Below are 22,774 nucleotides of genomic sequence, written 5' to 3'. Positions count from 1 at the left end.
CAAAAATTGGGTGTTGATGGAAATCCATCAACACCCAATATTCTAGAGCCAAAATTAGTCACTTCACTGGACTAGTTTTGCCACCCGTTTTTTATTGATTTAAGCCTGTTTAGTTGGGTAAATCGTGAATTCATTAACGTTGACATCTTCTGGCTGATCAATGGCAAAGTTCACGACGTTTGCGACCGCCGATGGTTCAATGCCGACTTGTTGATAAAAAGCGTCCATATCACGTTTAGCCGTTTTATCCGTGATTGTGTGTAGCAATTCAGTATTGATGGCTGCTGGGTATAAGCTGACCGTCCGGATATTAGTCCCTTCTTGGGCACTTTCCATCCGAATAACTTCCATCAAGTTTCGAACCGCAAACTTGGTGGCACCGTAGACCCCTGCACCAGCAAAACTCTTAATACCAGCTACTGAAGAAGTGGTGATAATCTGACCGTGCTTTTGGGCAGTGAAAATTGGCATTACGGCCGCAACGCCATTCAGGACCCCTTTGAGATTAATGTCGATCATCTGATTCCACTCATCCGTGTGCAACGCACTAATTGGAGACGTTGGCATGATACCCGCATTATTGAAAATCACGTCCAAGCCACCGAATTTATCTTGGGCGAGTTGAACGAGTTGTTGCACTTCCGCTGGTTTAGTCACGTCAGTTACTTGGTAGACTGCCTGACCACCATCGGCTTGGATGTCATCGACCACGGCCTGTAAACGTGTCGCGCGCCGTGCACCCAAAACAACTTTTGCACCGTGCTTGGCTAATAATTTTGCAGTCGTTTCACCAATGCCAGACGAGGCACCGGTAATCACAATTACTTTATCTTTGACTGTCACTAATTTTCTCCCTACTCTCCGTATACTTCTTTGATTAACGCCATTGCGGACCAAGCTTTAGGCCAACCCGCGTAAAAGGCAAGGTGGGTCACAATTTCAACCGCTTCATCCTTAGTAATTCCGTGCGCCTTTCCCATTTGGAAATGGGCTTTTAACTGCGGAAAACTACCACTCGTCATCAGGCTCGCAATCGTGATCATGCTCCGATCACGTAAGTTTAATTTGGATTCACGCGACCACACTTCACCGAATAAGACGTCGTCATTTAGTTCCGCAAACTTGGGTGCTAATTGTCCCAAGTTATCGCGACCTGCAGTTTGCTTTTCAGCCATAATTGATTTCTCCTTAACCTAATTTTGCGTATGCTTCATCGTCAACGGGTTCGCACCATTCACTCGTACCCTTCGTAATCGCCACGTGACTAAACCAGCTATCCTTAGTCGCACCGTGCCAGTGTTTAACGCCTTCGTGGATCGTCACTGCATCCCCAGCGTGTAACAAGCGTGCGGGTTTCCCAGCTTCTTGGTACCAGCCTTCGCCACCGGTAACTAATAAAATTTGATAGCCATCGTGATGAATATGCCAGTTATTGCGGCATCCTGGTTCAAAGGTAACGTTGGCGACATTCACGTCAATGTCATCCCCACCAGCTAAACTATTCAAATAACTTTGACCGATAAAATATTTTTGATAAGCTACGTTCTTTTCACCTAAACCAAATACGCCACTTTTTGCTTCTTTTTCCATTTTTAGCACTCCTTTAAATAACTGAATTTCTAATCGATGAATTAAGATTACAACTTAAAGTGAACTTTAAGTCAATATAAAAGTTCAAATTTGTTAAAATAAGCTTTTGTGCTATTATCATTGTTAAAGTAACTTTAAGAAAGCAGGTTTTAGTATGGCAACTGTCACGGAAGTTCGTTACTCAATTGGCGACTTCGCCAAAGCCGTTGGTCTCAGCGCACCCACGCTACGCTACTATGAAAATGAAGGTTTGATTGAACCACACCGACTAGCTAATGGCCGGCGCTATTATGAAGCCGCTGACGTCAACTGGGTCAAATTTTTACTACACCTCAAAGGAACCGGCATGAGTATTAGCGAACTCAAACAGTACGTCGTCTGGCGGGCCGCTGGGGATCAAACAATTCCGCAACGTTTGGAACTGTTAAAACAAGTTAAAGCTGATTTTTTGGTTCAATTTACGGAAGTCCAACACCACCTGCAAATTTTGAACGATAAAATCAATTGGTACGAAGAAAAGGAAGCCGGCGTCACTCAGGACCACGAAGACTTTGCCAACTACCTGCAACGCTTTGGTCATCAGGAGTAAAATCTAACGTTTAAAAAGGCACTGCTCAGAAACTTCTGAGTAGCGCCTTTTTAAACGTTAGGCCAATAATTCGGTCATTAATTGTTCATATAACTTAATAAACCGGTGGTACATATCCAAATCCACGTATTCGTTCACTTGATGCGCGGTAATGTTTCCCGGGCCAAAGACAACGATCTGCATCTTGTCATTTTTAACAATGTATGAAGAAGCATCCGTGCCACCAGGAGCCCCAAAATATGGTAACCGTTGTTCAAGTACGGCTTCACCAATTGCTTTTACGGACTTAATCAGTGGCGCGTCTTCCGGTGTGTGTACCGGATAGAAGCTGCTGGAGATGTCCATGGACAACTGTGCCCCATTCGCATTGCATTCATCAATGATGGCCTGCACATCCGCAATGATCTTATCGTTACGAAGTTCGGGAATCGTCCGAATCTTAACGCCCATCTCAGCACTCGCTGGTACGGTGTTAATTTGTTCGCCACCGTTAATCAACGTAACGACGGGTACGGTTGGCCCTAGTACCGGGTTGACCGCTGCCGTATGCTGCTTGAAATAATCGGCCTGCTTCTGATAGAAGGTCAGTAACGCCTCGATTGCGTTTTTACCTAATTCCGGCATGGAACTGTGTGCCGCGACCCCTTGAGAATGAATCGTGTACGTCAACGACCCTTTATGCGCTAACTCGATAAAGTGTTGTTCGCCCGTCGGATTAGCTGCGGCCATCTTTTCAGCCGTTGCGGCATCGATGCCAAGCATGGCTTGGATCTGCTTTTGGCCGAGTAGCCGTTTATCCGCGCCACTTGGTTCACCAACGATCACACTTTGCATGCCATCAGCATAGCCCATTTCAACTAACTGGTCCGCACCTAAATGGCCATTTTCTTCCCCAACCGTTGCCATAAAACGCAACGTTCCGTGGAGCGGTACGGCCTGGTCATGCAGATGAATGAATGCGAAGGCACCGGCCATCAAACCAGCTTTCATGTCCGTGGCGCCCCGACCATACAAGTGGCCGTCCTTGATCGTTGCGGATAACGAATCGGTCGCCCACTTGCTGGCATCACCCAAGGCAACCGTATCCTCATGACCATCGAACCCAACTAAGGGCCCATTACCGTCACCAATGTCCGCAACTAAGCTCACGCGTCTTGGCGAGTACGTCACTAATTTAGACTCGATTCCATGGTCTGCAAATAGCTTTTGTAAGTAATTAGCAACCAATTCTTCATGGTCGTTCACCGTATTCATTTTCACAATGTCCGTTAATGCTTGCTCTGTTTCATCCATATCTTCATCCCCATTAGCATTCTGTATAAACTGATATAATCAATTTAATCGTTCTACCTAAATTACAGCACTTTTACACCGGTTGTTCAAGCCAATTAACCTAATCAACGGACTTTAACGCGTCTAACATATTGACCCGTTTCAACTTCCAGTGCATTAACACCATGACCAGCAAACTAAATGCTAAGGTCAACAGGCCTGAATAAACGTAACTCAGCGGGTGAATATCCGGTGACAACATTAAGGCGTTCGTCTCCGCGGTTTGCAAAATGTAGGCGTGGAGCCAGTCGCCTAAGAAACACCCGAAGAAGATTCCCAGTAACGTGAGAATCAAATTTTCACGAAAGATATACATCGTGACTTCCCCGTCGTAGAAACCCAAGACTTTGATGGTCGAAAGTTCTCGAATCCGTTCCGACACGTTAATATTCGTCAAGTTGTAGAGCACAACTAATGCCAGGGCGCCCGCTGAAATAACAAAGATCAAAACGACTAAATTCATACTATCGAGCATCTTAAAGTTCGTCTTCTTTTCAGTACTCATTAACGTGACGTTTAGGATTCCCGCGTGCTTTAAGAGTTGATCAGCGTACCCATTGGCTCGTTGTTCGCTTGCCCGGTTAAACTGAACCAGATTTGCGTTATACACCGGCCGTTTGCCAAACGTATGCCGGTAAGCAGCTGGACTCAAGTATACAAAGTGATTGACGTAATTTTCCGCAATGGCACTGATTTTAACTGGCTTGGCAGCTTGTCCAGCCAACTTAACGTTTAACCTGTCACCCACTTTAACGTGATAGAGTTTCGCCAATTTTTCATCAATAACCGCCCCCGTCGCGTTCAAATGGTCCGCACGCTGACTCTTCCGGTTGCGCAGAACGACAAATTTTTGTAATTGCGCAGTTTGTGCGGGAACGCCCAACGTGGCCGTTTGCTCCGCGACACCGCTCTTTTGAATGGTCACCTGTTTCGATAATAATTTCAGGTCGGCCCGGTACAAGTTCGATTTTGCCAAGGCGCGCCGCTGCGCTGACGTTTCGTTCCCACTCCGCGTGACGACCGCGTCATAATGCCATAGTTCATTGAACTGTTTCGTACTGATATCGCCAATCGAATCTTTCAACCCGAATCCCGTAATCATCATCGCCATACAACCGGCGATGCCTAACACGGTCATCAACAGTCGTTGTTTATAACGGAAGAGGTTCCGTAACGTAATTTTATGGTTAAAGCTTAGTCGCCGCCATAACCCTTGCCAACGTTCTAGCCACAACGTTTGTCCCGCTTTAGGGGCCTTCGGTTGAAGTAATTGCGTCGGGTTGCTGCGAAGATCGACCCGCAAAACGACGAGCGCTGTTCCTAACGTGCAGAGTAACGCAATCGCCAACGCCACCCAGATGTCGGTCCAGAGATATTGGACGTGAATAGCCGGTAAATTATACATACTGCCGTACGCCTGTGCAATGAACCGTGGGAAGAAGTTAACCCCGAAGGCCACTCCGAGGACGGTCCCAATCAACGCGGCAAGACCCCCGTAAATCAGAAATTCACTGCCAATTGCGGTATTGCTGTACCCTAACGCTTTCAAGGTTCCCATCTGTAACCGGAGTTCCTCAACCATTCGCGTCATCGTTGTTAAACAAATTAACGCGGCAATCGCAATGAAGAACAGTGGAAAGACTGTGGATAACGCGACCACCCGCTGCGTATTTTCATGGTACTCGGTATAACCCGGGTTATCATTACGGTCGCTGTATAAATAGGTCGGTGCCTTAATTGCCGCAACCTGGGCTTGGGCCGCTTTTAACTTGCCCTGTAACGCCACTAATTGCGGCGCATTGGCTGGCAGTTGGGCCTGCAGACCAGTGACCGCCGTTTGCAGCGGTACTAATTTGCGGCTCGCTGACGCCCTTAAAGCCGCCTGTCGTTTTTTAGCTTGGGGCTTTAACCAGCGTTTCAGCGTAGCTGTATTTTGCCGGTTCAACCGCCGATACCGTGCCGAATACGGCGTGACGTTGGTGAGGTTCTTAAACTGAACATCAATCCTACTGTAAACGGACTGTTTCAACGTTTTCGGTTGAACGTACACAAGATAGTCCAAGGTCCCCTTACCGACGTTCGTCACCCCACGACTTGCATTTTCAACGTAGGTCGGCGAATTTACAAAGCCAACAATCTTAAACGTCTGCCGGGTCAACTTTTTATTCAGTGCCTTCGTGCTCACAATTCGATAAGTGGTCCCAACTTTGAGTTTCGGTTGTAATTGCCGGGCTTGGTTGTCCAAAACGATCTCGTTAGCCGCCTTGGGTAATCGCCCCGCAACCACCCGCAGCTGATTCAGTTGCTGGGTCTTAGGTAATTCAGTGACCCGCACGACCCGGTTATTATTAAGTTGATTGACATCTAAATACTTAACGGGTTGGGTGATAATCTGACTCTGGTGCTGCGCTAAAGCCCGCGTATCGTGTTTTGTCAGCCCCATCGTGGATTGGACACTATTAGTCGCCAGTCGCTGCTGGTGGTAATAGTCCTTAGCAGCCTGCGACATATCGGGACCGGTCGCCCGAATCCCCGTATAAAAAGCGACGCCAAGGAAAATGATCAATAGTATTGAAGCGAATCTGGCCTTAGATGACCAGATTTCGCGCAAAATTGTCTTTAAGTATGCGGTTGTCATTGCTTCCCACCTACCATTCGATTTCGGCTAGCGGCGTCGGGTGTGCATTATGCTGGACTGACTGGACCCGGGCATCATTGATCCGAATTACCTGGTCCCCCATCTGCGCAATCGCACTATTATGGGTCACGATAATGACCGTTGTTTGCGTTTTACGGGCAGCGTCTTGAATCACCTGCAAAACTTGTTTCCCCGTTTGATAATCCAGCGCACCGGTCGGCTCATCACACAGCAACAATTTAGGTTGCTTGGCAACGGCCCGCGCAATGGCAACCCGCTGTTGTTCCCCACCTGACAACTGGGCGGGAAAATTCCGGGCCCGTTCAGTCAGTCCGACTAGCGCTAACGTCTGGTCAACGTCCAACGCGCCCTTAGTAATCTGTGACGCCAGTTCAACATTTTCCCGGGCCGTTAAGTTCGGGACTAAGTTATAAAATTGAAAAACAAAGCCGACGTCTTGGCGCCGGTAAGTCGTCAACTGCCGGGCCGACAATTGGGCAATGTCGGTCCCGTCCACCAGCACTTGCCCGCTCGTTGGGCTATCCATGCCACCTAGAATGTTCAGCAGCGTTGACTTGCCGGCACCACTAGGACCTAGGATCGTCACAACGCTTCCCCTAGCAACCTCAAACGAGATATCCGCGTTCGCAACCGTCTGCTGCTCGCCATTTTTAAACGTACGTGTTTCGTTAATAACTTCAATATAGGCCATCCCCGCACCTCCTGATGTATTCGCTTACACTTTATGATACCCCACTTTTCATCCAGACGGTTAAGTTTACACTATTAAACTAAGCAAACTTGCAAACGTCCTAATCCGGTTCTTAGCCGCTTAAAAACGTGGCGACCAACCTCCCGTATACAAAAAATGCCACTCAGAACCTTCCGAGCAGCATTTTTGTCCTACCGATCCGCGTAATAAGCGGCTTTCTGTTTAGCCCATTCGTCGTGGTCTTGTTGCGTAATGGGACGCAAGACCCGGCAAGGATTGCCAACCGCCACCACGTTATCGGGAATATCGTGGGTCACAATTGAGCCAGACCCAATGACCACGTTACTACCGATGGTGACACCGGGATTCACGACGACGTTACCGCCAAACCAAACGTCGTCGCCAATCGTAATTCCTTTTCCATATTCCAACTGCTCCGCTCGAATTCCCGCATCAATGGGGTGACCCGCCGTGTACAAACCCACGCGGGGACCCATAAAGACGTTATCCCCAATCGTGATGGGGCCACAATCTACAAAGATGGCGTCATAGTTGGCGTAAAAGTTTTTGCCAATAACCGTATTGGTCCCGTAATCGGTATGAAACGGTGGTTCGACGTAACCCCCAGCACCAAATTGCTTAAACATGGCGTTTAATAAGCGTTGCCGTTCTTCTTGCTGTTCCTCAGTTGATTGGTTAAACAAACGTGTTAACCGCTTGGCCCGTTTATTTTCACGACCTAATTCTTCATCTTGGGCAACGTACAACTCACCCGCTAACATGCGTTCTTTTTGTGATTTCATTTTAATCACCATCCTAATTTAGTTTACCGCCCTAGTTAACCAAATAATGGGACCGATTACAATACCAATTACAGCCATTTCTAAAATCAATCACGCCCATTTTCTTAACTATAACTAACTTTTAAGCTTTTTTTAGCTCGCCAAATGGGAGCCATCGTTTATAATAGGAGTTATACACATATTTAAGGGAGATAAAACCGTGAAAACATTTAAAACAATCATGAGTTGGGTCGTACCGATTGCCATCGGGTTATTACTCGCATTCCTGATTCGTCAATTCTGGTTTACGATGGTCAAGGTTGACGGGACATCAATGCAACCTAACCTTCAGAATAACGAACGCGTCGTCGCCTTCAAGACAAGCAAGATTAAAGCTGGATCAGTTGTCGTCTTTGATGCGTACAACTTAGATCCAGATCAAACCGTTAAAAACGCCGTTTACGTAAAGCGGGTCATCGGGATGCCCGGCGATTCCGTCCGTTATACCAGTAGCGGTCAACTGTACGTCAACAATAAGCTAGTCAAGCAGACCTACTTGAAGAACCAGTCACAACAAACGACCGGTTCCTTCATGCCTAACAGCCACAGTAAGGTGACCGGCTGGACACTCGACAGTCTGAGTCACGATCAGGGCTGGAAGAAGTCCGTTACGACAAATAAGGTCCCTAAGGGTTACTATTTCGTCATGGGGGATCACCGCAGCGTCTCCAACGATAGCCGTTACTGGGGACTCGTCCCACAAAGTAAAATGATTGGTGTCGTTAAGGCTTGGCCTTGGCAAAACCGGAAGCAGTACATTAACAGCTTCCAACCATAATGTATAACCAATAAACCCGCAAGCCATTTTGACTTGCGGGTTTGTTATACTTAAATTATCCGGCTCTAGAATATGTTAAAGCGCTCAACCACAGAGACGTTAAAGACGCTCATAATCTTTAACCCTCAAAAAGGCCAAGCGCTTAATTACTATGATTCAGTCAGCTGGTCAATACAACAAATTTTGCAACTGAAAACAAAAATAACAAAATCTGAACTATGAAGTCTAGGTTGTTAAGCTTGTTTTTATTTCGAGTCGTTTTAAACACGATAAAATGTAACGTTAACATATTCATCGAAACCAAACAAAGAAGTGCAACAGCAATGATACTAGCTGTTATTGAGGATATTGTTATCAACAGTATTCCTCCAAAGAATAAACCAATTTGGTACTTAGTTGTTTTATAATATTCTTTTTCCATAATTAAACACTTTCTATCTTCCATTTACTAAAGTGATCTTAATTGACTTAAAGTAATTGTAGAACCAACCAGCTTATTAACGATGACACCCTGATTAATTTTTTCCACTGTTGGAGTATACTGCAATCCGCTATCAGTTATTACCTGATCAAATAGATTCTGCATACTATCGTTATCAAACTGGTCTAAATCTAAATAGTATATTTGTGTAGTTGGATTTTTTAGATAAGCATTTAAAGTCGTTGAAAATTTCCTACAATATGGACATTCTTTGAAACCGATAAACAAAACAAACTTCTGTCCATTTTTCAGCATATCCAAATACGCTGAAGCAGAAAGGTACTTTACACCTTTAATATTAGATAAGTACTGATCTTCGGTAATTGTTGTCACAGTTGTTTCAATATTTGCTGGATTACTTAGTTACTGTATCCGCAAACGCAATTTTCACTGGTGATAATAAAGAAATAAACATTGAAACCGTTGCCAGCACTAAGAAAAATAATTGTTTACTTTTCACGTTATCACCCCATACTTAATTAATCTTTGATATAAAGGGACCGGTGTTCAAATAACACAGGCCCCTTTGAATTATCTTTAGTATTTAGCAAACATCTTGATTAGTATGCCAGAGCTTTTTCATCCAGCTGGAATTAGCAATCATGCATCTAATATCATAGCCAATCTCTCCGCTCTCTAAGTCATCATCTAATGGGCCTAATCCTGCTGAAATGGAATCTAATTCAGTTGGCTCAACCACTTTGAACACATTTGACATAACAATCGTTTCTTTACCTTTACTTGTGGTCAGTATATATCCTCGTTCTCCAGACAACAAAAAATATTCTCGCACAGTCCAACTTATACTGATTATTTAATTCAGACTTTGTTAGGTAATTTACCATCTCTTTTACACCACCACTAGAGTATATTTAAGCAAATATTTTCTAACCGAGGTGTAAATAATGAGTGACGGGAAAACCAATATCTACATCCTGAGTGATCTACATTTTGATTCGATAGCCTTACCCAGCAATTGAAAGAAAACATGAAGCGTCTCTGAGATCTTGACAAACTGGACATTACTAAACAAAGGTAACAATAGCGCAGATCCATTCATTTTCTAAGTCCGATTTTAAACACACACATTCTAAATCTAACTTTTCACTACGTATTGATGGGCCAATTTATTTTTATTCCACTGATGTTAACTACCTAATCCTCAATTTGGGTATAGTAAAAGAGGTATCGAGATTCGCGTCACAATCTTAATACCTCTTACTTTAGAAAAGTTGACAAAGAGCCTTTTTAGTCACAGTTATCACCACATGGTCTGTTGAAAACCCACATACTGATTTATCCACAGTTGATAACTTTTATTTACTTCGTCAATAAGTGGATAACTAAGCTATTCAGCGCTCGGCCTGGCCGGCACTGATCCACCAAGATTAACCCTACCAGCAAAATAGTGAATTGGCCCCACTGGTTCGGGCTAACCCACGCCATTCCAGCAATAACTATCCCCATCATAATAGGCACTAGCCAGTGACTGACCTGACGCTGCCGTTTAATGGCGGTCACCCGTTCGCCGGTCTTGAACCCAGAAAAAGCCACACACAAACGGGCTCAGCGGCACCAAGATCAAGGCCATCAAAATATTTTTGAAGAAGTTGATGAAGCCGTCCATAAAGTCACTCTTGGCTTCCACTTGTGGTGTTAACGCACTCGGTACGGGCTTGGGCTTAGTCCGCTTAGCCGCCACCGACCACGGCCGACCAGAGTCTTGAATAACCTGATCATCATCCGGTCGCGTCGATGGGGGCGTCGGCTTCTTATGCCAGACCTGAAAAACCTTTGGCCACCGGTATTTAACAATCGGAAAAAGAATCAACGCACAGATGATACTGTAGATCACCAGCGGGTTAAATTGTAAAATAATCCGGTTAACGGTCTGGTGAGCCGTAAAGAACATGATCATAAAGACCGCAATTGCGCCGTAAAACCAACTACTGATTAAGTTTCCTGCTCGCCACATCGATTCTTCACTTCCTAATTAGTTTTTATGCACAGTCGCACCATACTTTTGCACTGCAAGCCGTTTTCGTAGATGGGCTCTGGATAGTTATCCACAAAATAGTCCACCAACACTGCCTGCATCTCAAAACCAGCGTGTTGATAGAGCGCTAACTGCCGTAAAGATGAGTTTCCCGTTCCAACCCAGAGCGCCTGGCAGGTCTTATCTTGGCGACAACGCTGAATCGCAAACGCCAACAAGCGTTTTGCAATCCCCCGGTGTTGATAACTCGGCGCAACTGCCAAGTTTTGCACTTCATCCGTTGTTCCATCCCGCGATGTTAACACGATCAGACCGACAATCTGATCGTCTACCCATTCGACATAACAGGCCGCATGTTCCAAATACTTTTGGACAATTGACCAATCCGGATCAGCTGATAACAATAATTCACGCGGGAGCTGGTCCGCTTTAACCGCGCTAATCAACGTTTTGCCCGCCGGTTAACGCCCCGCTGATACCCATTGCCCCAACAAACGTAGGGAATAATAACAGCGATAATTGCCAGCGTATAGTCGCGAACATCCAAGTTAGCCGCATTCATAACTACGAGGTACGCCAAAAAGAGGGTCCACAGGATGGGCACAATGCCGCCTACCCAAAAGTACCGACTCGCCGTAAATACGAATTCTTCTAAAGCAAATAAGCCAATGGCAATGAGTCCCAAAATTAATAACTGCATGTGCACACTTCCTAACACAAATCCGTTTATTTCTTATCTAGTTGTTGTAACATATCCACAAACCGGTGGGTATCCAAGTTATGCACATCTTCATCAGAATAGTAGATAATCATTTGGGCCCGTTGTTCTGGGGATAAGTTTGCTTGTGAACCAAAGTAAACCAAGTAGACATCCGCACTGTGATCCGTCAAACTTTGACCGTAATCCGTATCCATGACAAACGTAAAGTTCTTACCCGCTTGCTCACTTAAAGCATCCATAAAAGCCTGTACGTCAGCGGTCTTAACTGTCTCTTGGCCCGCTACAACACTCGTTACTACGTTTACTTGCATCTTTAAAAACTCCTAGTTAGTTAATTTTAATTCAAATCCACATTAGCGCATTTTTCACACCATCGCAAGCATGGGGATAAACGCCTTGTGGATAACGTTTTCACTCGTTATCCACTGTGCATAACTTTTAATCTACCAAAGCCAAGTTATCCCCATCAAAGGTCATGTGGACATATTGGCTGGGCGCCAGAGTGGCTCGGTGCGCTTGTTCGCCAGTCGCACGGTACCACAAATCACGTAAAACGGACTCGTCCAAGATTAAAAGTGCGTTTCCGTGATCCGGTGTGGCGGTCCAAACGGCCTTTAAGCCCTGGCTATATCGTTCCCAAAACTCCATACCACTTTCAGCCAACCCTTCACTATCATGGTCATGCAGTAACGTCTGTAATTCACCAGGCGTTTGATCCGCAGCAAAAGCTTCCAAGCTACTATAACCCAACTTGGTTGCAAATCCCGACCAGACATCGGCCCGATTTAAGCCTTCAAAGCCACCAAAAAACGGTGCCCGTAACGCACTAAGAAGTTGTAGCTCGACACCATTAATTGCTGCTTTGAGTACCGCTTGGCCAGTCTGAACACTCCGACTCGTATCATTAGCAAACGCCGTATCAAAATGAACGTCCGTCAACTGTTGGCCGACGGTTGAGCTTGCGTGTTGACCCGCGGCCGTTAATGGGGTGCCACTCCATCCTTGGAACCGGTCCAATTGATTAAAGTACGTCGTCCCCGCAACGACCAAATGTAAGTTGATTGATTTCATGGTATTCTCCGTTTAGTTTTAGATTATTCAATCATTTTAGCACAAAAGCGAGCGACCACGGGGCCACTCGCTTTTTTATTTAAATTAATGACGTCCTGATTAGCGAATCACTAACACCGAAATTGGTGCGTTCTTAGCCATGTAGGCCGCTTGTGAACCGAAATACTTTCGGACCCCTTGCTTTGAAACGGAGCCAATTACTAATAGATCAGGCTTAATCGCTGGAATGATATCCTTAACGATGGTTTCACCAGGGTCACCTTCGTCAACGACAACGTTAACGTCTTTAACCCCAAATTCCTGCGCTAACTTTTGATACTCCACAACGTGCTCTTCCAAGTCTTTACGCTGACCATGGATAAAGTCCTTACTCATTGCCTCGTACACGTTCATATTTTGTTGCTCCAAAATTGACACAATGGTCAACTTAGCACCGTCCGTTTTGGCACGGTTGATGGCATACCGAAAGGCCATCTGAGCATCGTCGGAGTCATCGACCCCAACTAAAATATGTTTAAATTCCTTGGGACTCATATCTGACATATTAATCCACTCCTCATCTGGAAAATTTAGACAGATTTCATCTTTATTCTCACTGTTTCATAGCCAGTTGTCAATTTAGGCGTTCGGTTTATTTTCCTTTAAAACCCGGGCCGGATTTCCGACAACGATCACGTTATCTGGGAAAGAATGCGTGACAACCGCGCCGGCACCCACAATCACGTTGTTACCTAATGTTACGCCGGGAAGAATAATCGCACTCCCCCCGATCCAAACATCGTTACCGATTGTAATTGGCGCTGTTCGTTCGGCTTCCGTACGCCGCACCGTTGGATCAAGTGGGTGTTGTGGCGTATACAAACCAACTTTAGGGCCAAACTTACAATCATTTCCGATCTTGACCAGACCTTCGTCACAAATCGTGACCCCGTGGTTCGCATAGAAATGATTACCAATCGTAATGTTGACACCGTAGCTAAATTCAAAGGTTGGCTCTACAAAAAAACGGTCACCCACTGAACGTAACAATGTTTTCATCTTCGTGTTTCGTTCATCGCTATCAGCAATCTGGTTATACTGCATAATTTTAGTCCGGACTTCCCGTCGCCGCCGTTGTAAAATTGGTGATTCCATGTAAAGTTCGCCGTTGATCATCTGTTGGTACGCCGGATCGTTATCGATTTCCATTTTTTAATTAAACTTCCTTTAATAGTTGATAGTTTAAGCATAACACACTCACAAGATTTGCTGTATGATGGCCCTATCATGATTAAGGTGGTGGGCTGTAGTGAAATACGTTATCTTTGACTTGGATGATACGCTATTAGACTTTCAAGCGGCTGAACAGGCGAGTTTAACAACCATTCTAACTCGTTACCACGTGCCCGACTTAGCCGTTGCTAAACGGATTTACCTCGCACATAATCAACAAGTCTGGCAGCAAATTGAACACGGCGCCAACCGCGACCAATTACTAGACCAGCGCTTTAAAATTGTGTTTGCCAAACTAGGCATTACCGTTGACGGACCCAAAGTTCAGCACCAGTACAATGACCTACTGGGCCAAGGCTTTCAGGTCTTACCTGGCGTTGCCCCCATGCTGACAAAGTTAAGGGCCGCCGGACTGGTGTTACTCATTGGAACTAACGGTGTTCAAGACACCCAAATAAAGCGACTAGTTGGTTCTGGATTAGCTAACCAATTCGACCACGTCTTCATTTCAGAAACAGTGGGGTTTGCCAAGCCGGACCGGCGCTTCTTCGATGCCATTTTTGCAATGTATCCCGACCTGTCACCCAAAAACACCGTGATGGTTGGTGACAGCTTAGCGTCAGACATTGCGGGTGCAGCCAACGTTGGCCTCCCCAGCATCTGGTTCAATCCGCATCATCTTGCTAACCTTAGTGACGTCCACCCCACCGCTACCGTCACTAACTTTGACCAGTTACAGCAGTTACTGCTTAGTAAATAAGCTATGTTTTGACCATAATAATAGAAAAATCACTGTTCAGAAATACGGTGTATTTCTGAACAGTGATTTTAATTTAGTTCTAGTTTCATAGAGCCCTTCTTGATTAGGCTCATCTTACTCATCAATCTGCACAAAGTGAGTATTGCCGAGACCGCCACCGACTTGCATGACGCTGCCACCGTGACGTAATTTACCTAGGTTAACCGGCCGAAAATTCAACGGCCGAACTAAGGCTGCGAATTCCTTTTTAGCCGCGACGTCGTCTCCCGCGTAAAACAAGACCCGCCGGCCCACACCGTCGACGTGTCCATCCATAAATTCGGGTGGCAACGTATTAAAGGCTTTGATCACCCGAGCGTTATTGGCCGACTTAGCTATCACTTCACTCCCCGTTAACGGGGCCGTCTTAATCTTTTTGAAGTCCGCCGTAAACTGATTCGTCACGTCGACCACGATCCGTTGTTGGTAATCAGTGACCTGCTGTAAAACGGTTGGCGCCTGTTCAAATGGCACCGCAATAACAACTAGTGGTTGCTGTAATGCCGCTGTGACCTCTACAAAACTGACGTTATCCGCAAAGGCTTGCCGCCGCGGTGCCAAGCTGGCCGGACCACTGTGCCGACTAAGCATCACTTGGTGTCCACCGCGCGCAAACGTCTTCGCTAAAACGGTACCGACCGTCCCCGCACCAATAATTCCAATTTCCATACTAATCACCTGCCTCAAAACCATCATACCGATTTTTAAACTTGAATGCACTCAAAAAGCGTACACGCTGATGAGCGCATACGCTTTTTTCAACTAACCCTTATTATCGACTAAGTAGCCTTCAATGCCTCGTTTTAACCGGGCTAAGCCATCGGTCAATTCCGCAGTTGGACAAGCAATGTTCATCCGCAAGAAACGATTCCCATCGCCACGGTAAACATCCCCAGCTGACAAGAACAACCCAGTTTTTGCCCGAATCACTTGCGCCAACTTCGCGCTATCGGACGTAATCCGGCTAACGTCTAACCAGATTAAGTATGTCGCCTGTGCTTCAAGTACAGTCACCTGGGGCACCCCTGCCATAAATTGTTGCACTTGGCGCTGGTTAGCCGCCAATTTTTCTCGGAGGGCGTGGACCCAGTCTTGACCCTGCGTATAGGCCGCGATACTTCCCGGGATGGCAAACGAGTTCGGTTCGGCCAACTCATCATTGTTGATGCCTCGCCTTACTAGCGCCCGCACGTTTTCATCAGGAATAATTAACGTCGCTGCGTGTAAGGCCGCCACGTTAAACGTTTTGCTTGGCGACACGCAACTGATACTGTTAGCGGCCACTTCGTCAGATAGTGACGAAAATGGCACGTACTCGTTGCCGTTCAACGTCAAGTCGCAGTGAATTTCATCTGCTACGATCAACACGTGGTGCTTCAATGCCAACTCACCAATTCTTTGTAGCGTGGCCCGTGACCAGACGATGCCAATTGGATTTTGAGGATTACAAAGAATCATCATCGTCGTCAAAGGTTCCGCCAGCTTATGCTCCAAGTCAGCCCAGTCAATCTGGTACTGCCCAGCTTTATAGACAAGGTTACTTGCTAACGTGTGCCGACCATTATTTTCAATTGAATGGTAAAAAATATTATAGACTGGCGCTTGCACCAAGATATTATCTCCGGGCGCGGTCATCTTACGAACGATCGATGAAATGGCCGGCACCACACCGGTACAAAACATCAGCCAGTCTAATTGCGGCCGGAAGTGGTGTTCATTGGCCCACCAATCAGCTACCGCTTGGTAATACGCCGTGGGAACTTCCTCATAGCCAAACAGGCCAAACTGGGCCCGTTTGGTTAGTGCAGCGGTAATGGCGGGCGCCGTCGCAAAGTCCATGTCCGCCACCCACATGGGAAGTTCATTAGGGCCAACGTCCCACTTGACGGAATTCGTGTGGCGCCGATTAATCACAGTTTCAAAATCATACGGCATGGCGGGCCTGACTTTCCTGGTCAACACTGATAATCGTCTTAGTCGCGTCAATTTCAGGGTCATCCACAATGATCTGTTGAATACCTTGCGCGTGAATCTTACCACTGATTGGATTCTTGACACTATCGATGGTCGAAATCACATCGGCATCGATGTTACTGCAATATTCAAAGGCGAGGTCCGTGTTAAGCAACGTACAGTTTTCCAACGTCACGTGATCCATGTAGCACAGCCCTTGGTCGCTTTCAATTGTACAGTTGACAAAGCGAATATTTTTAGAATTCCAGCCTAAGTATTCCCCAATGATTTGAGAATCATAAACCGTTACGTTTTCACAGTTCCATAAAGCGTCCTTAGTCATCAACGTGGCGTTGTGAATCTCCACGTTCTTGGCGCCGTCAAAAGCGTAGTTACCAACCAGGTTAAAACCGTCGACATTAATATTCTGGCTGTTCATCCCAAAGTAATCGCCGGCAGCCTGAACGTCTTGCATCTCAATGTCAGTACAGTTCCACAACGTTTCTTCGGCATGTGAGAAGTGCACGTGATTTAATTTAATTTGACTAGCCCGCCGAAACAGCTTAGGCGCTTGTAACGTGCTGTTTTCAATTGAAATATCCTTGGTATACCAAATTCCGGAACGTGACATTTCTTCAAAGATTGAATGTGTCACGTTAACGTGTTCGCTATACCATAACGGGTACTTCCACTTAAAAATTGACTGGTCCAAGTTGATATTACGACTTTCTTTTAACGGTGATTCACCGTCAGCAAACGTACTGTTATTAATTTGGAGATCACGGGCCTTAAATAAGGCGCGTTCCCCAGTTAAATATTGTTGGTTAATTTTTTTCATTTAAATCTGGCTGCTATGCAAAATATGGAGAAATGTAGAAAAACATTACTGATTTCTACATTTAGAAAGGTTGCATATTTCCTTTCTTGATTTTTGCTTGCTACCGTTATAACGCCGGTGTTCCGATATTCCACTAGGGAGTAATCGCATTGACCAACTATGACAGCTTAAGGACTTTAGCCAGCCCCGTTAAATTATTATTTTTTAGATTAAAGCTAGTAAATTGGCAACGGCATTTTCATCACGGTTCAGTTTTGTGCCACAGCTATAACAAACATATTCACTATGCTTAGTTTGATGCACTGCATTGCCTTGTAACGTGATTTTATCGTCCCCAACTTTGATATGACCACACTTTGAACAGCGCTGTGTTGAAGGGTATTGGCTATCTGCAAAAATCAACGCCTTACCGTACCAGTCACACTTATAAGTTAGTGTCTGCCGGAAATAGCCAAACATTGACCGTTGCAAACCTTTAGAAGCAACGTGACTCATCTGCATAACTTTGACGGATAGGTCTTCAATCACAATTTTATCGTAATCATTGACGAGGTCCGTCGTAAATTTTTGCATGATGTCGTGTTGGATATTGGCAACTTTGCGATAATTACGTTGCAATTTGGCTCTCATTGCAATGTAACGACTGCCTTTAGTTGCTTTATTACCATTCACAACTCGCTTATGAGCTAACTGCCTTTGGTAGAATTTGATCCGCTGATATAGTTTACGTAACCGTTTCGGCAAGGTATTAATGACGCCAGCCGTGTAATTCAAATGACCAACGTTCACGTCAACGGCTGAATTATCACCAGCTTTTGGCTTAACATCAAGTTCAACTTCAAAGGGAAGGCTGGCCCAGTATTTCCCATTTTCACGATAAATACTGATCACCTTTAGCACGCCTGACAAATCAGCATGCTTGCTAATCCTGATGTCATACCAATCCTTAACGCCACGTGGCTTATCCAATCGAAGCTTACCAGCGACAATTTTAGCTCGGTCAGTTTTAAAGCCTTGCCGAGCAGCCTTTTTCGACTTAAATGTTGGTTTGCCCCAGTCAGGTTGCGCTTTATCAAAAAAATTCTTCCAAGCATTCCCCAAATCAGTAATCGCTAACTGCAAGGTACGTGCTGATAACTCATACTGCCAATCAGCTTTATTAGCAACTAATTCATTTCGAACTGAGTAAGTACTAGGACGGGGACTATTGGAATCAAGTGTATATAAATCATACATGTCATTCCAAGTAGCCAATCCCTCATTCCAGCAGTATCGCCGATAATCACAAAGGCTATCGAGCACCTTTTTAATATGACGATTGGGATAAAGTCTTACTTTTTGTGTTCGAATCATCAGCATCATCACCACCCAAATTAGTGTTGTCTTTTCACTTTTCATTATAATTTAGGCCACTATTGATGTCAGTGATTTGATCATTGAGAATAACTTCTTTGGTATAAATAAGACTGACTTAGTTGGGCAATACGCAACGCGAATTTTCACTTTTTACAGCATACGAACTATGATGGATTATTACTAGATTTAATCATTACCAAGATTGCCACCTCCATATTTACTCTCTGTGGGGAACTTGGTATTCCTTTCTACATTGTTCTATGTTTTAGTTAATGATTACTTCCTCCCTTGTTTAAAACGACGATTTTGTTTCAGCGTGTATCTTTACTTTAGTCGCTTCGTGTTGGTCGAAGGCAAGCCCTTTTTTGCATTATTTTTATATTTATTTAAATAAATAATTGTGGCTTCACCGGGCCAAAAAGTCTGCTTGTCTAATCAACGATGTTCACACACTTACTGAATTCATCGGTACTAGTTACCCTTAGTTTATTCGTTTTATCAATCAAGTTCCGTCCAATACCATTTACGAATCAGCTTGCTAAAATATGAACCAAAAGGACCATTAAGTAGGTGATTATTATCGATTGCTCATTTGCACAGTTATTTTTCTCACGCGCAACGCTACAACGTTTCTTGCCGTTAGCCCTCCTTGGTACACTCGGTAACGCCTGCTTACTGCCAAAGGGGCCACCCGCAATCCTCAATCTGACGCTACTTCTAATTCTGGGTCTCGCCCAATTTAAAAGTTCGCAACACCCCGTCCCGCCACTGACACTCAACTGGTGGCGCCGACTTTGCTACTGGTTACTGTTGGGGTCACTCGTGCTCTGGCTGATTGCCGTCATTCGAATTGCCAGCTTGACCGCGGGATTACTTCCAACCACCGATAGTGCCCGTGCCAGCCTAGTGGCCATTTTTGCTTTAATGAACAGCTTAATGACGGGCGGACTACTATACTTATTTCAACCGGCTTAAATCAATAGACTGCCAGCCAAAATAGCAATGATTGCTACTTTAGCTGGCAGTCTATTAGGTTAATCAGAATAACTATTTAAACTTGATTTTAATTTTAATTTTGCGTGGCACTTGGTGATATGCATGGTGCCACTGCACAAACAGCTTTAACACGGACCACGTCCACGTTAAAAGCACAACTAATACTGAAATTTTCCGTCGCATCCGAACCACTCCAAGTTGTTTTAATTTAGCTTACCACAGGCTACTTAACGTGTGCAGAATTTTGCAACTGAATCATATCGTAGTAGTACCCACGCTGTGCTAATAACTCGTCGTTGGTTCCCCGTTCCACGATCTGGCCCTGGTTTAAGACCAGAATCAAATCAGCGTTCTGAATGGTGGATAACCGGTGCGCAATGGCAATCGTTGTGCGGTCCTTTTGAATACGACTAAGTCCCGTCTGGATCATTTCCTCCGTCTCGGTATCAACATTAGCCGTCGCTTCATCCAAGATTAAGATCTTAGGATCCGTGACGATCGTCCGGGCAAAGGAAATCAGTTGACGTTGACCAGACGAATAACTAGCGCCCCGTTCAATGACCCGGGATTCATAGTTTTCAGGTAGATCATTAATAAAATCATCGGCCTTCACAAACTTAGCAGCTGCTCGAACCTGTTCATCCGAAATTTCGTTGTTAAACATCCGGATATTAGAATTAATGTCCCCGTAAAACATGAATGGCTCCTGCAAGACCAAGCCCATCTTTTGGCGTAATTCCGCCGCCGGATAGTCCCGAATGTCACGGTCATCAATCAAGACCTCGCCCGATTGAAATTCATAGAAGCGCATTAAAACGTTGATAGTCGATGTTTTACCGCTCCCAGTCTGTCCAACCAAGGCAACCGTCTGACCCGGTTCAGCGACAAACGAGGCGTCTTTTAAGACGGGATGTTCACCGTCATACGCAAAGGTCACGTGTTTGAATTCAATCTTTCCCCGCGTAATCTTCGCAGTCGGATCAGCGTGCTGTGCTGGGGCAATCGTTTGATCGTCCATGACCCGTAAGACCCGGGAACCAGCAACGACCCCGTCTTGAAAGTCAGACAGGTTATCCATCATTTGCGTCATGGGATTATAGAAGTTATTGAGGTACGTAATAAACGCGTAAACCACCCCAGCAGCCACGTAGCCATTTAAGCCCCGGACCCCGAAGATACCCAAAACCATCACGGTTCCTAACGCGTAAAATAGGTCAATTAACGGACTTAAAAGTAAGGAGTTGGTTCGAATCATCGCTTGACGCGTCCGGAAATACGCATCGTTAGTATGATCGAATTCACCGTTAATCCGGTGTTCCTGCCGAAATTGTTGAATGACGCTAATTCCCGTAATGGCTTCACTTAATTTCGTGTTTAGTTCACTCAATCGTTCACGCATGCGGCGATAGACCTTCGAACTATAACGTTGATAATACCAAACCGTCACGCCTAGAAACGGCATAAAAATCAATAACCACAATGCAATCTGACGGTCCGTCAAATACATGGCAATGAACGACGAGATCACCGCAAAGAAGGCGGTAAACAACGTATTAAAAAGGGCCCAAAAGTTAGAAAACGACATCGTATCGTTGGTCAGCCGTGACAAGATGGACCCACCGGGAACTTGGTCAAAATAGCGCATCCCCATGCGGTGTAACTTTTTGAACATCTGCCGCCGCACGTTTTCCAACATGTATTCAGCACCCATCGTGCTCGTATAATTTTGGATAAATTGCATCAGCGCACGCACGAGCATCCCAAAGAAGTAGAGCCCGGCAAAGTACCACATCACCGTAATCGTCGCGTGACCCGTCCGTAAATAACGGTCAATAAAGGTCTGCAAAACTTTTGGTAAGTAGATGTTAACAACACTGACTAATCCTGAAAGGATAATGGCTCCGATGAAGAACCATTTAAACGGCTTCGCATACGGCAATAAGCGCCGAATAACGGTCAGCTGTTCTTTTACGGGCATACTGCGCGCCCAAACTGATTCTCGTGCCGCCATTATTGCACCGCCCCTTCCACTTTAGTTTCCAATTGTTGCCGTTCAAACATTTTCTGGTACCAACCGTGTTGCGTCATTAACTCACTATGCGTCCCACGTTCAACAACGTGGCCCGCATCGAGAACGATGATCTCATCAGCGTTCATCACCGAACTCAATCGGTGCGCAGCGATAATCGTCGTCTTGTCCGCCCGTTCGGCTTTCAAGTTAGCTAGAATTTCAGACTCAGTTTCCGCATCAACGGCGGACAAAGCGTCATCCAAAATCAGCAGTTCAGGGTTAATTAACAATGCCCGCGCAATCGCCAAGCGTTGCCGTTGCCCACCAGAAAGTGAAATTCCTTCTTCACCGACTTGGGTATCGTAACCCGCTGGCATGTTGGCAATCTGACCACTTAAATCACTCTTGGCCGCAACACTTTCGACAACGGTTTGAGGCACCGTGGGGTCCGCAAACCGAATGTTTTCACGAATCGTATTGGAGAATAAGAAACTGTCCTGTGGCACGTAGCCGATTGCGGGTAAATAGCTATCCAACGCATACTGTTTAATATCGTCACCACCGTAAACAATCTGACCATCATAATTATCGAATTCACGGAGGATCAACTTCATGATCGTCGATTTACCAGCGCCGACGCGTCCAACGATGCCAAGGGTTTGGCCCGCTTTTAAGTCAAATTGGACGTCGCTCAAACTCGTACCGGCGTCATTAGGATAATTAAATTGCTTTATTTGATAATGTAAATCACCGTGGGGCCGCTGTTCACGACCGTTACGCGAATCAATAATGGCACTTTTTTGGTTGCCTGATTTACAATTCAAGTGCACCACTTAAATAATTGGACCAAAAAGGCCAT

At 45.4% G+C, this 22,774-nt stretch carries 25 protein-coding genes and 1 pseudogene; 4 read left to right on the top strand and 22 right to left on the bottom strand.

Annotated features, from left to right (window positions below):
* Nucleotides 1-99: 99 nt before the first annotated feature.
* From IV64_RS07360 to IV64_RS07350, 3 genes are read right to left on the bottom strand one after another with little or no spacing between them, the layout of a single operon-like run.
* A complete protein-coding gene (locus IV64_RS07360) occupies nt 100-843 on the bottom strand; it encodes an SDR family oxidoreductase (RefSeq protein WP_057706632.1) in 744 nt (247 codons plus the stop codon).
* 11 nt (nt 844-854) lie between these two features.
* Complete coding sequence (locus tag IV64_RS07355) at nt 855-1,175, bottom strand: carboxymuconolactone decarboxylase family protein (protein WP_057706631.1); 321 nt, start codon at nt 1,173-1,175, stop codon at nt 855-857.
* 13 nt (nt 1,176-1,188) lie between these two features.
* Complete coding sequence (locus IV64_RS07350) at nt 1,189-1,590, bottom strand: cupin domain-containing protein (protein ID WP_057706630.1); 402 nt, start codon at nt 1,588-1,590, stop codon at nt 1,189-1,191.
* A gap of 154 nt (nt 1,591-1,744) precedes the next feature.
* On the opposite strand from IV64_RS07350, the gene IV64_RS07345 reads away from it, so the two are divergent.
* A complete protein-coding gene (locus IV64_RS07345; RefSeq protein ID WP_057706629.1) occupies nt 1,745-2,179 on the top strand; it encodes a MerR family transcriptional regulator in 435 nt (144 codons plus the stop codon).
* A gap of 57 nt (nt 2,180-2,236) precedes the next feature.
* Here IV64_RS07345 and IV64_RS07340 read toward each other — a convergent pair whose 3' ends face one another.
* The 4 genes from IV64_RS07340 to IV64_RS07325 all read right to left on the bottom strand — a co-directional run bounded on the left by IV64_RS07340 (nt 2,237) and on the right by IV64_RS07325 (nt 7,664).
* Nucleotides 2,237-3,472, bottom strand: a complete 1,236-nt coding sequence (locus tag IV64_RS07340; RefSeq protein ID WP_057706628.1) for an ArgE/DapE family deacylase — start codon at nt 3,470-3,472, stop codon at nt 2,237-2,239.
* Between the two features lie 100 nt (nt 3,473-3,572).
* Nucleotides 3,573-6,149 (bottom strand): ABC transporter permease, encoded by a 2,577-nt coding sequence (locus IV64_RS07335; protein ID WP_057706627.1) that lies wholly within the window; start codon nt 6,147-6,149, stop codon nt 3,573-3,575.
* A 10-nt stretch (nt 6,150-6,159) separates the two neighbouring features.
* Entirely contained in the window at nt 6,160-6,861 is a 702-nt protein-coding gene (locus IV64_RS07330) for an ABC transporter ATP-binding protein (RefSeq protein WP_057706626.1), read from the bottom strand.
* Between the two features lie 191 nt (nt 6,862-7,052).
* Nucleotides 7,053-7,664 carry a sugar O-acetyltransferase gene (locus tag IV64_RS07325; RefSeq protein ID WP_057706625.1) on the bottom strand — a complete coding sequence of 204 codons (612 nt, stop codon included), beginning with the start codon at nt 7,662-7,664 and terminating at the stop codon, nt 7,053-7,055.
* A gap of 199 nt (nt 7,665-7,863) precedes the next feature.
* On the opposite strand from IV64_RS07325, the gene lepB reads away from it, so the two are divergent.
* Nucleotides 7,864-8,481: a signal peptidase I gene (lepB, locus tag IV64_RS07320; RefSeq protein ID WP_057706624.1), complete on the top strand. Its 618-nt coding sequence runs from the start codon at nt 7,864-7,866 to the stop codon at nt 8,479-8,481.
* 448 nt (nt 8,482-8,929) lie between these two features.
* Here lepB and IV64_RS07310 read toward each other — a convergent pair whose 3' ends face one another.
* The 9 genes from IV64_RS07310 to IV64_RS07275 all read right to left on the bottom strand — a co-directional run bounded on the left by IV64_RS07310 (nt 8,930) and on the right by IV64_RS07275 (nt 13,938).
* The gene (locus tag IV64_RS07310) at nt 8,930-9,295 is read right to left on the bottom strand and encodes a PedC/BrcD family bacteriocin maturation disulfide isomerase (RefSeq protein ID WP_162261260.1); all 366 of its coding nucleotides are present in this window, start codon (nt 9,293-9,295) and stop codon (nt 8,930-8,932) included.
* A gap of 211 nt (nt 9,296-9,506) precedes the next feature.
* Nucleotides 9,507-9,737, bottom strand: a complete 231-nt coding sequence (locus tag IV64_RS14345; protein WP_157061093.1) for a bacteriocin-type signal sequence — start codon at nt 9,735-9,737, stop codon at nt 9,507-9,509.
* 732 nt (nt 9,738-10,469) lie between these two features.
* The gene (locus IV64_RS07305; RefSeq protein ID WP_057706621.1) at nt 10,470-10,937 is read right to left on the bottom strand and encodes a hypothetical protein; all 468 of its coding nucleotides are present in this window, start codon (nt 10,935-10,937) and stop codon (nt 10,470-10,472) included.
* A 14-nt stretch (nt 10,938-10,951) separates the two neighbouring features.
* Entirely contained in the window at nt 10,952-11,404 is a 453-nt protein-coding gene (locus tag IV64_RS07300; RefSeq protein ID WP_057706620.1) for a GNAT family N-acetyltransferase, read from the bottom strand.
* Nucleotides 11,401-11,658 (bottom strand): hypothetical protein, encoded by a 258-nt coding sequence (locus tag IV64_RS07295; RefSeq protein WP_057706619.1) that lies wholly within the window; start codon nt 11,656-11,658, stop codon nt 11,401-11,403. Before IV64_RS07295 ends, IV64_RS07300 begins: the two co-directional genes overlap by 4 nt.
* A 26-nt stretch (nt 11,659-11,684) precedes the next feature.
* Nucleotides 11,685-11,990 carry a hypothetical protein gene (locus tag IV64_RS07290; protein ID WP_057706618.1) on the bottom strand — a complete coding sequence of 102 codons (306 nt, stop codon included), beginning with the start codon at nt 11,988-11,990 and terminating at the stop codon, nt 11,685-11,687.
* A gap of 127 nt (nt 11,991-12,117) precedes the next feature.
* Nucleotides 12,118-12,750: a histidine phosphatase family protein gene (locus IV64_RS07285; protein WP_057706617.1), complete on the bottom strand. Its 633-nt coding sequence runs from the start codon at nt 12,748-12,750 to the stop codon at nt 12,118-12,120.
* A 99-nt stretch (nt 12,751-12,849) separates the two neighbouring features.
* A complete protein-coding gene (locus IV64_RS07280) occupies nt 12,850-13,293 on the bottom strand; it encodes a universal stress protein (RefSeq protein WP_057706616.1) in 444 nt (147 codons plus the stop codon).
* A gap of 75 nt (nt 13,294-13,368) precedes the next feature.
* Nucleotides 13,369-13,938, bottom strand: coding sequence for a sugar O-acetyltransferase (locus tag IV64_RS07275; protein ID WP_057706615.1), 570 nt, complete (start codon nt 13,936-13,938; stop codon nt 13,369-13,371).
* A 100-nt stretch (nt 13,939-14,038) separates the two neighbouring features.
* Here IV64_RS07275 and IV64_RS07270 point away from each other — a divergent pair, with 100 nt between their 5' ends.
* The gene (locus tag IV64_RS07270) at nt 14,039-14,722 is read left to right on the top strand and encodes a YjjG family noncanonical pyrimidine nucleotidase (protein WP_057706614.1); all 684 of its coding nucleotides are present in this window, start codon (nt 14,039-14,041) and stop codon (nt 14,720-14,722) included.
* Between the two features lie 114 nt (nt 14,723-14,836).
* On the opposite strand, the gene IV64_RS07265 is transcribed toward IV64_RS07270, so the two are convergent.
* The 4 genes from IV64_RS07265 to IV64_RS07250 form a co-directional block, all read right to left on the bottom strand.
* Nucleotides 14,837-15,430, bottom strand: coding sequence for an NADPH-dependent F420 reductase (locus tag IV64_RS07265; protein ID WP_057706613.1), 594 nt, complete (start codon nt 15,428-15,430; stop codon nt 14,837-14,839).
* Nucleotides 15,431-15,523: 93 nt separating this feature from the next.
* Nucleotides 15,524-16,696, bottom strand: coding sequence for a MalY/PatB family protein (locus tag IV64_RS07260; protein ID WP_057706612.1), 1,173 nt, complete (start codon nt 16,694-16,696; stop codon nt 15,524-15,526).
* Nucleotides 16,686-17,552 (bottom strand): DUF3737 family protein, encoded by an 867-nt coding sequence (locus IV64_RS07255; protein ID WP_057706611.1) that lies wholly within the window; start codon nt 17,550-17,552, stop codon nt 16,686-16,688. Before IV64_RS07255 ends, IV64_RS07260 begins: the two co-directional genes overlap by 11 nt.
* Before the next feature lie 204 nt (nt 17,553-17,756).
* Nucleotides 17,757-18,905, bottom strand: coding sequence for an RNA-guided endonuclease InsQ/TnpB family protein (locus IV64_RS07250; protein WP_083491600.1), 1,149 nt, complete (start codon nt 18,903-18,905; stop codon nt 17,757-17,759).
* Nucleotides 18,906-19,478: 573 nt separating this feature from the next.
* Here IV64_RS07250 and IV64_RS07245 point away from each other — a divergent pair.
* Nucleotides 19,479-19,883: a hypothetical protein gene (locus IV64_RS07245; RefSeq protein ID WP_057706609.1), complete on the top strand. Its 405-nt coding sequence runs from the start codon at nt 19,479-19,481 to the stop codon at nt 19,881-19,883.
* 244 nt (nt 19,884-20,127) lie between these two features.
* Here IV64_RS07245 and IV64_RS07240 read toward each other — a convergent pair whose 3' ends face one another.
* A complete protein-coding gene (locus IV64_RS07240) occupies nt 20,128-21,915 on the bottom strand; it encodes an ABC transporter ATP-binding protein (RefSeq protein ID WP_057706608.1) in 1,788 nt (595 codons plus the stop codon).
* Nucleotides 21,915-22,721: pseudogene (locus IV64_RS07235) on the bottom strand (ABC transporter ATP-binding protein); the annotation flags it as partial. The pseudogene IV64_RS07235 and the gene IV64_RS07240, both read right to left, overlap by 1 nt.
* Between the last annotated feature and the right edge of the window lie 53 nt (nt 22,722-22,774).

The organism is Lactiplantibacillus xiangfangensis, assembly GCF_001438845.1.
Lineage (GTDB): Bacteria > Bacillota > Bacilli > Lactobacillales > Lactobacillaceae > Lactiplantibacillus > Lactiplantibacillus xiangfangensis.
Note: the sequence above shows the minus strand (reverse complement) of the source record. Positions and strands in the feature narration are given on the sequence as shown.

Coding starts and splice junctions, on each gene's coding strand:
- IV64_RS07355 (WP_057706631.1), bottom strand. CDS start 1,175: ATGGCTGAAAAGCAAACTGCAGGTCGCGATAACTTGGGACAATTAGCA.
- IV64_RS07240 (WP_057706608.1), bottom strand. CDS start 21,915: ATGGCGGCACGAGAATCAGTTTGGGCGCGCAGTATGCCCGTAAAAGAA.
- IV64_RS07250 (WP_083491600.1), bottom strand. CDS start 18,905: ATGATTCGAACACAAAAAGTAAGACTTTATCCCAATCGTCATATTAAA.
- IV64_RS07305 (WP_057706621.1), bottom strand. CDS start 10,937: ATGTGGCGAGCAGGAAACTTAATCAGTAGTTGGTTTTACGGCGCAATT.
- IV64_RS07335 (WP_057706627.1), bottom strand. CDS start 6,149: ATGACAACCGCATACTTAAAGACAATTTTGCGCGAAATCTGGTCATCT.
- IV64_RS07295 (WP_057706619.1), bottom strand. CDS start 11,658: ATGCAGTTATTAATTTTGGGACTCATTGCCATTGGCTTATTTGCTTTA.
- IV64_RS07345 (WP_057706629.1), top strand. CDS start 1,745: ATGGCAACTGTCACGGAAGTTCGTTACTCAATTGGCGACTTCGCCAAA.
- IV64_RS07260 (WP_057706612.1), bottom strand. CDS start 16,696: ATGCCGTATGATTTTGAAACTGTGATTAATCGGCGCCACACGAATTCC.
- IV64_RS07290 (WP_057706618.1), bottom strand. CDS start 11,990: ATGCAAGTAAACGTAGTAACGAGTGTTGTAGCGGGCCAAGAGACAGTT.
- IV64_RS07265 (WP_057706613.1), bottom strand. CDS start 15,430: ATGGAAATTGGAATTATTGGTGCGGGGACGGTCGGTACCGTTTTAGCG.
- IV64_RS07325 (WP_057706625.1), bottom strand. CDS start 7,664: ATGAAATCACAAAAAGAACGCATGTTAGCGGGTGAGTTGTACGTTGCC.
- IV64_RS07350 (WP_057706630.1), bottom strand. CDS start 1,590: ATGGAAAAAGAAGCAAAAAGTGGCGTATTTGGTTTAGGTGAAAAGAAC.
- IV64_RS07255 (WP_057706611.1), bottom strand. CDS start 17,552: ATGAAAAAAATTAACCAACAATATTTAACTGGGGAACGCGCCTTATTT.
- IV64_RS07285 (WP_057706617.1), bottom strand. CDS start 12,750: ATGAAATCAATCAACTTACATTTGGTCGTTGCGGGGACGACGTACTTT.
- IV64_RS07330 (WP_057706626.1), bottom strand. CDS start 6,861: ATGGCCTATATTGAAGTTATTAACGAAACACGTACGTTTAAAAATGGC.
- IV64_RS07275 (WP_057706615.1), bottom strand. CDS start 13,938: ATGGAAATCGATAACGATCCGGCGTACCAACAGATGATCAACGGCGAA.
- IV64_RS07340 (WP_057706628.1), bottom strand. CDS start 3,472: ATGGATGAAACAGAGCAAGCATTAACGGACATTGTGAAAATGAATACG.
- IV64_RS07280 (WP_057706616.1), bottom strand. CDS start 13,293: ATGTCAGATATGAGTCCCAAGGAATTTAAACATATTTTAGTTGGGGTC.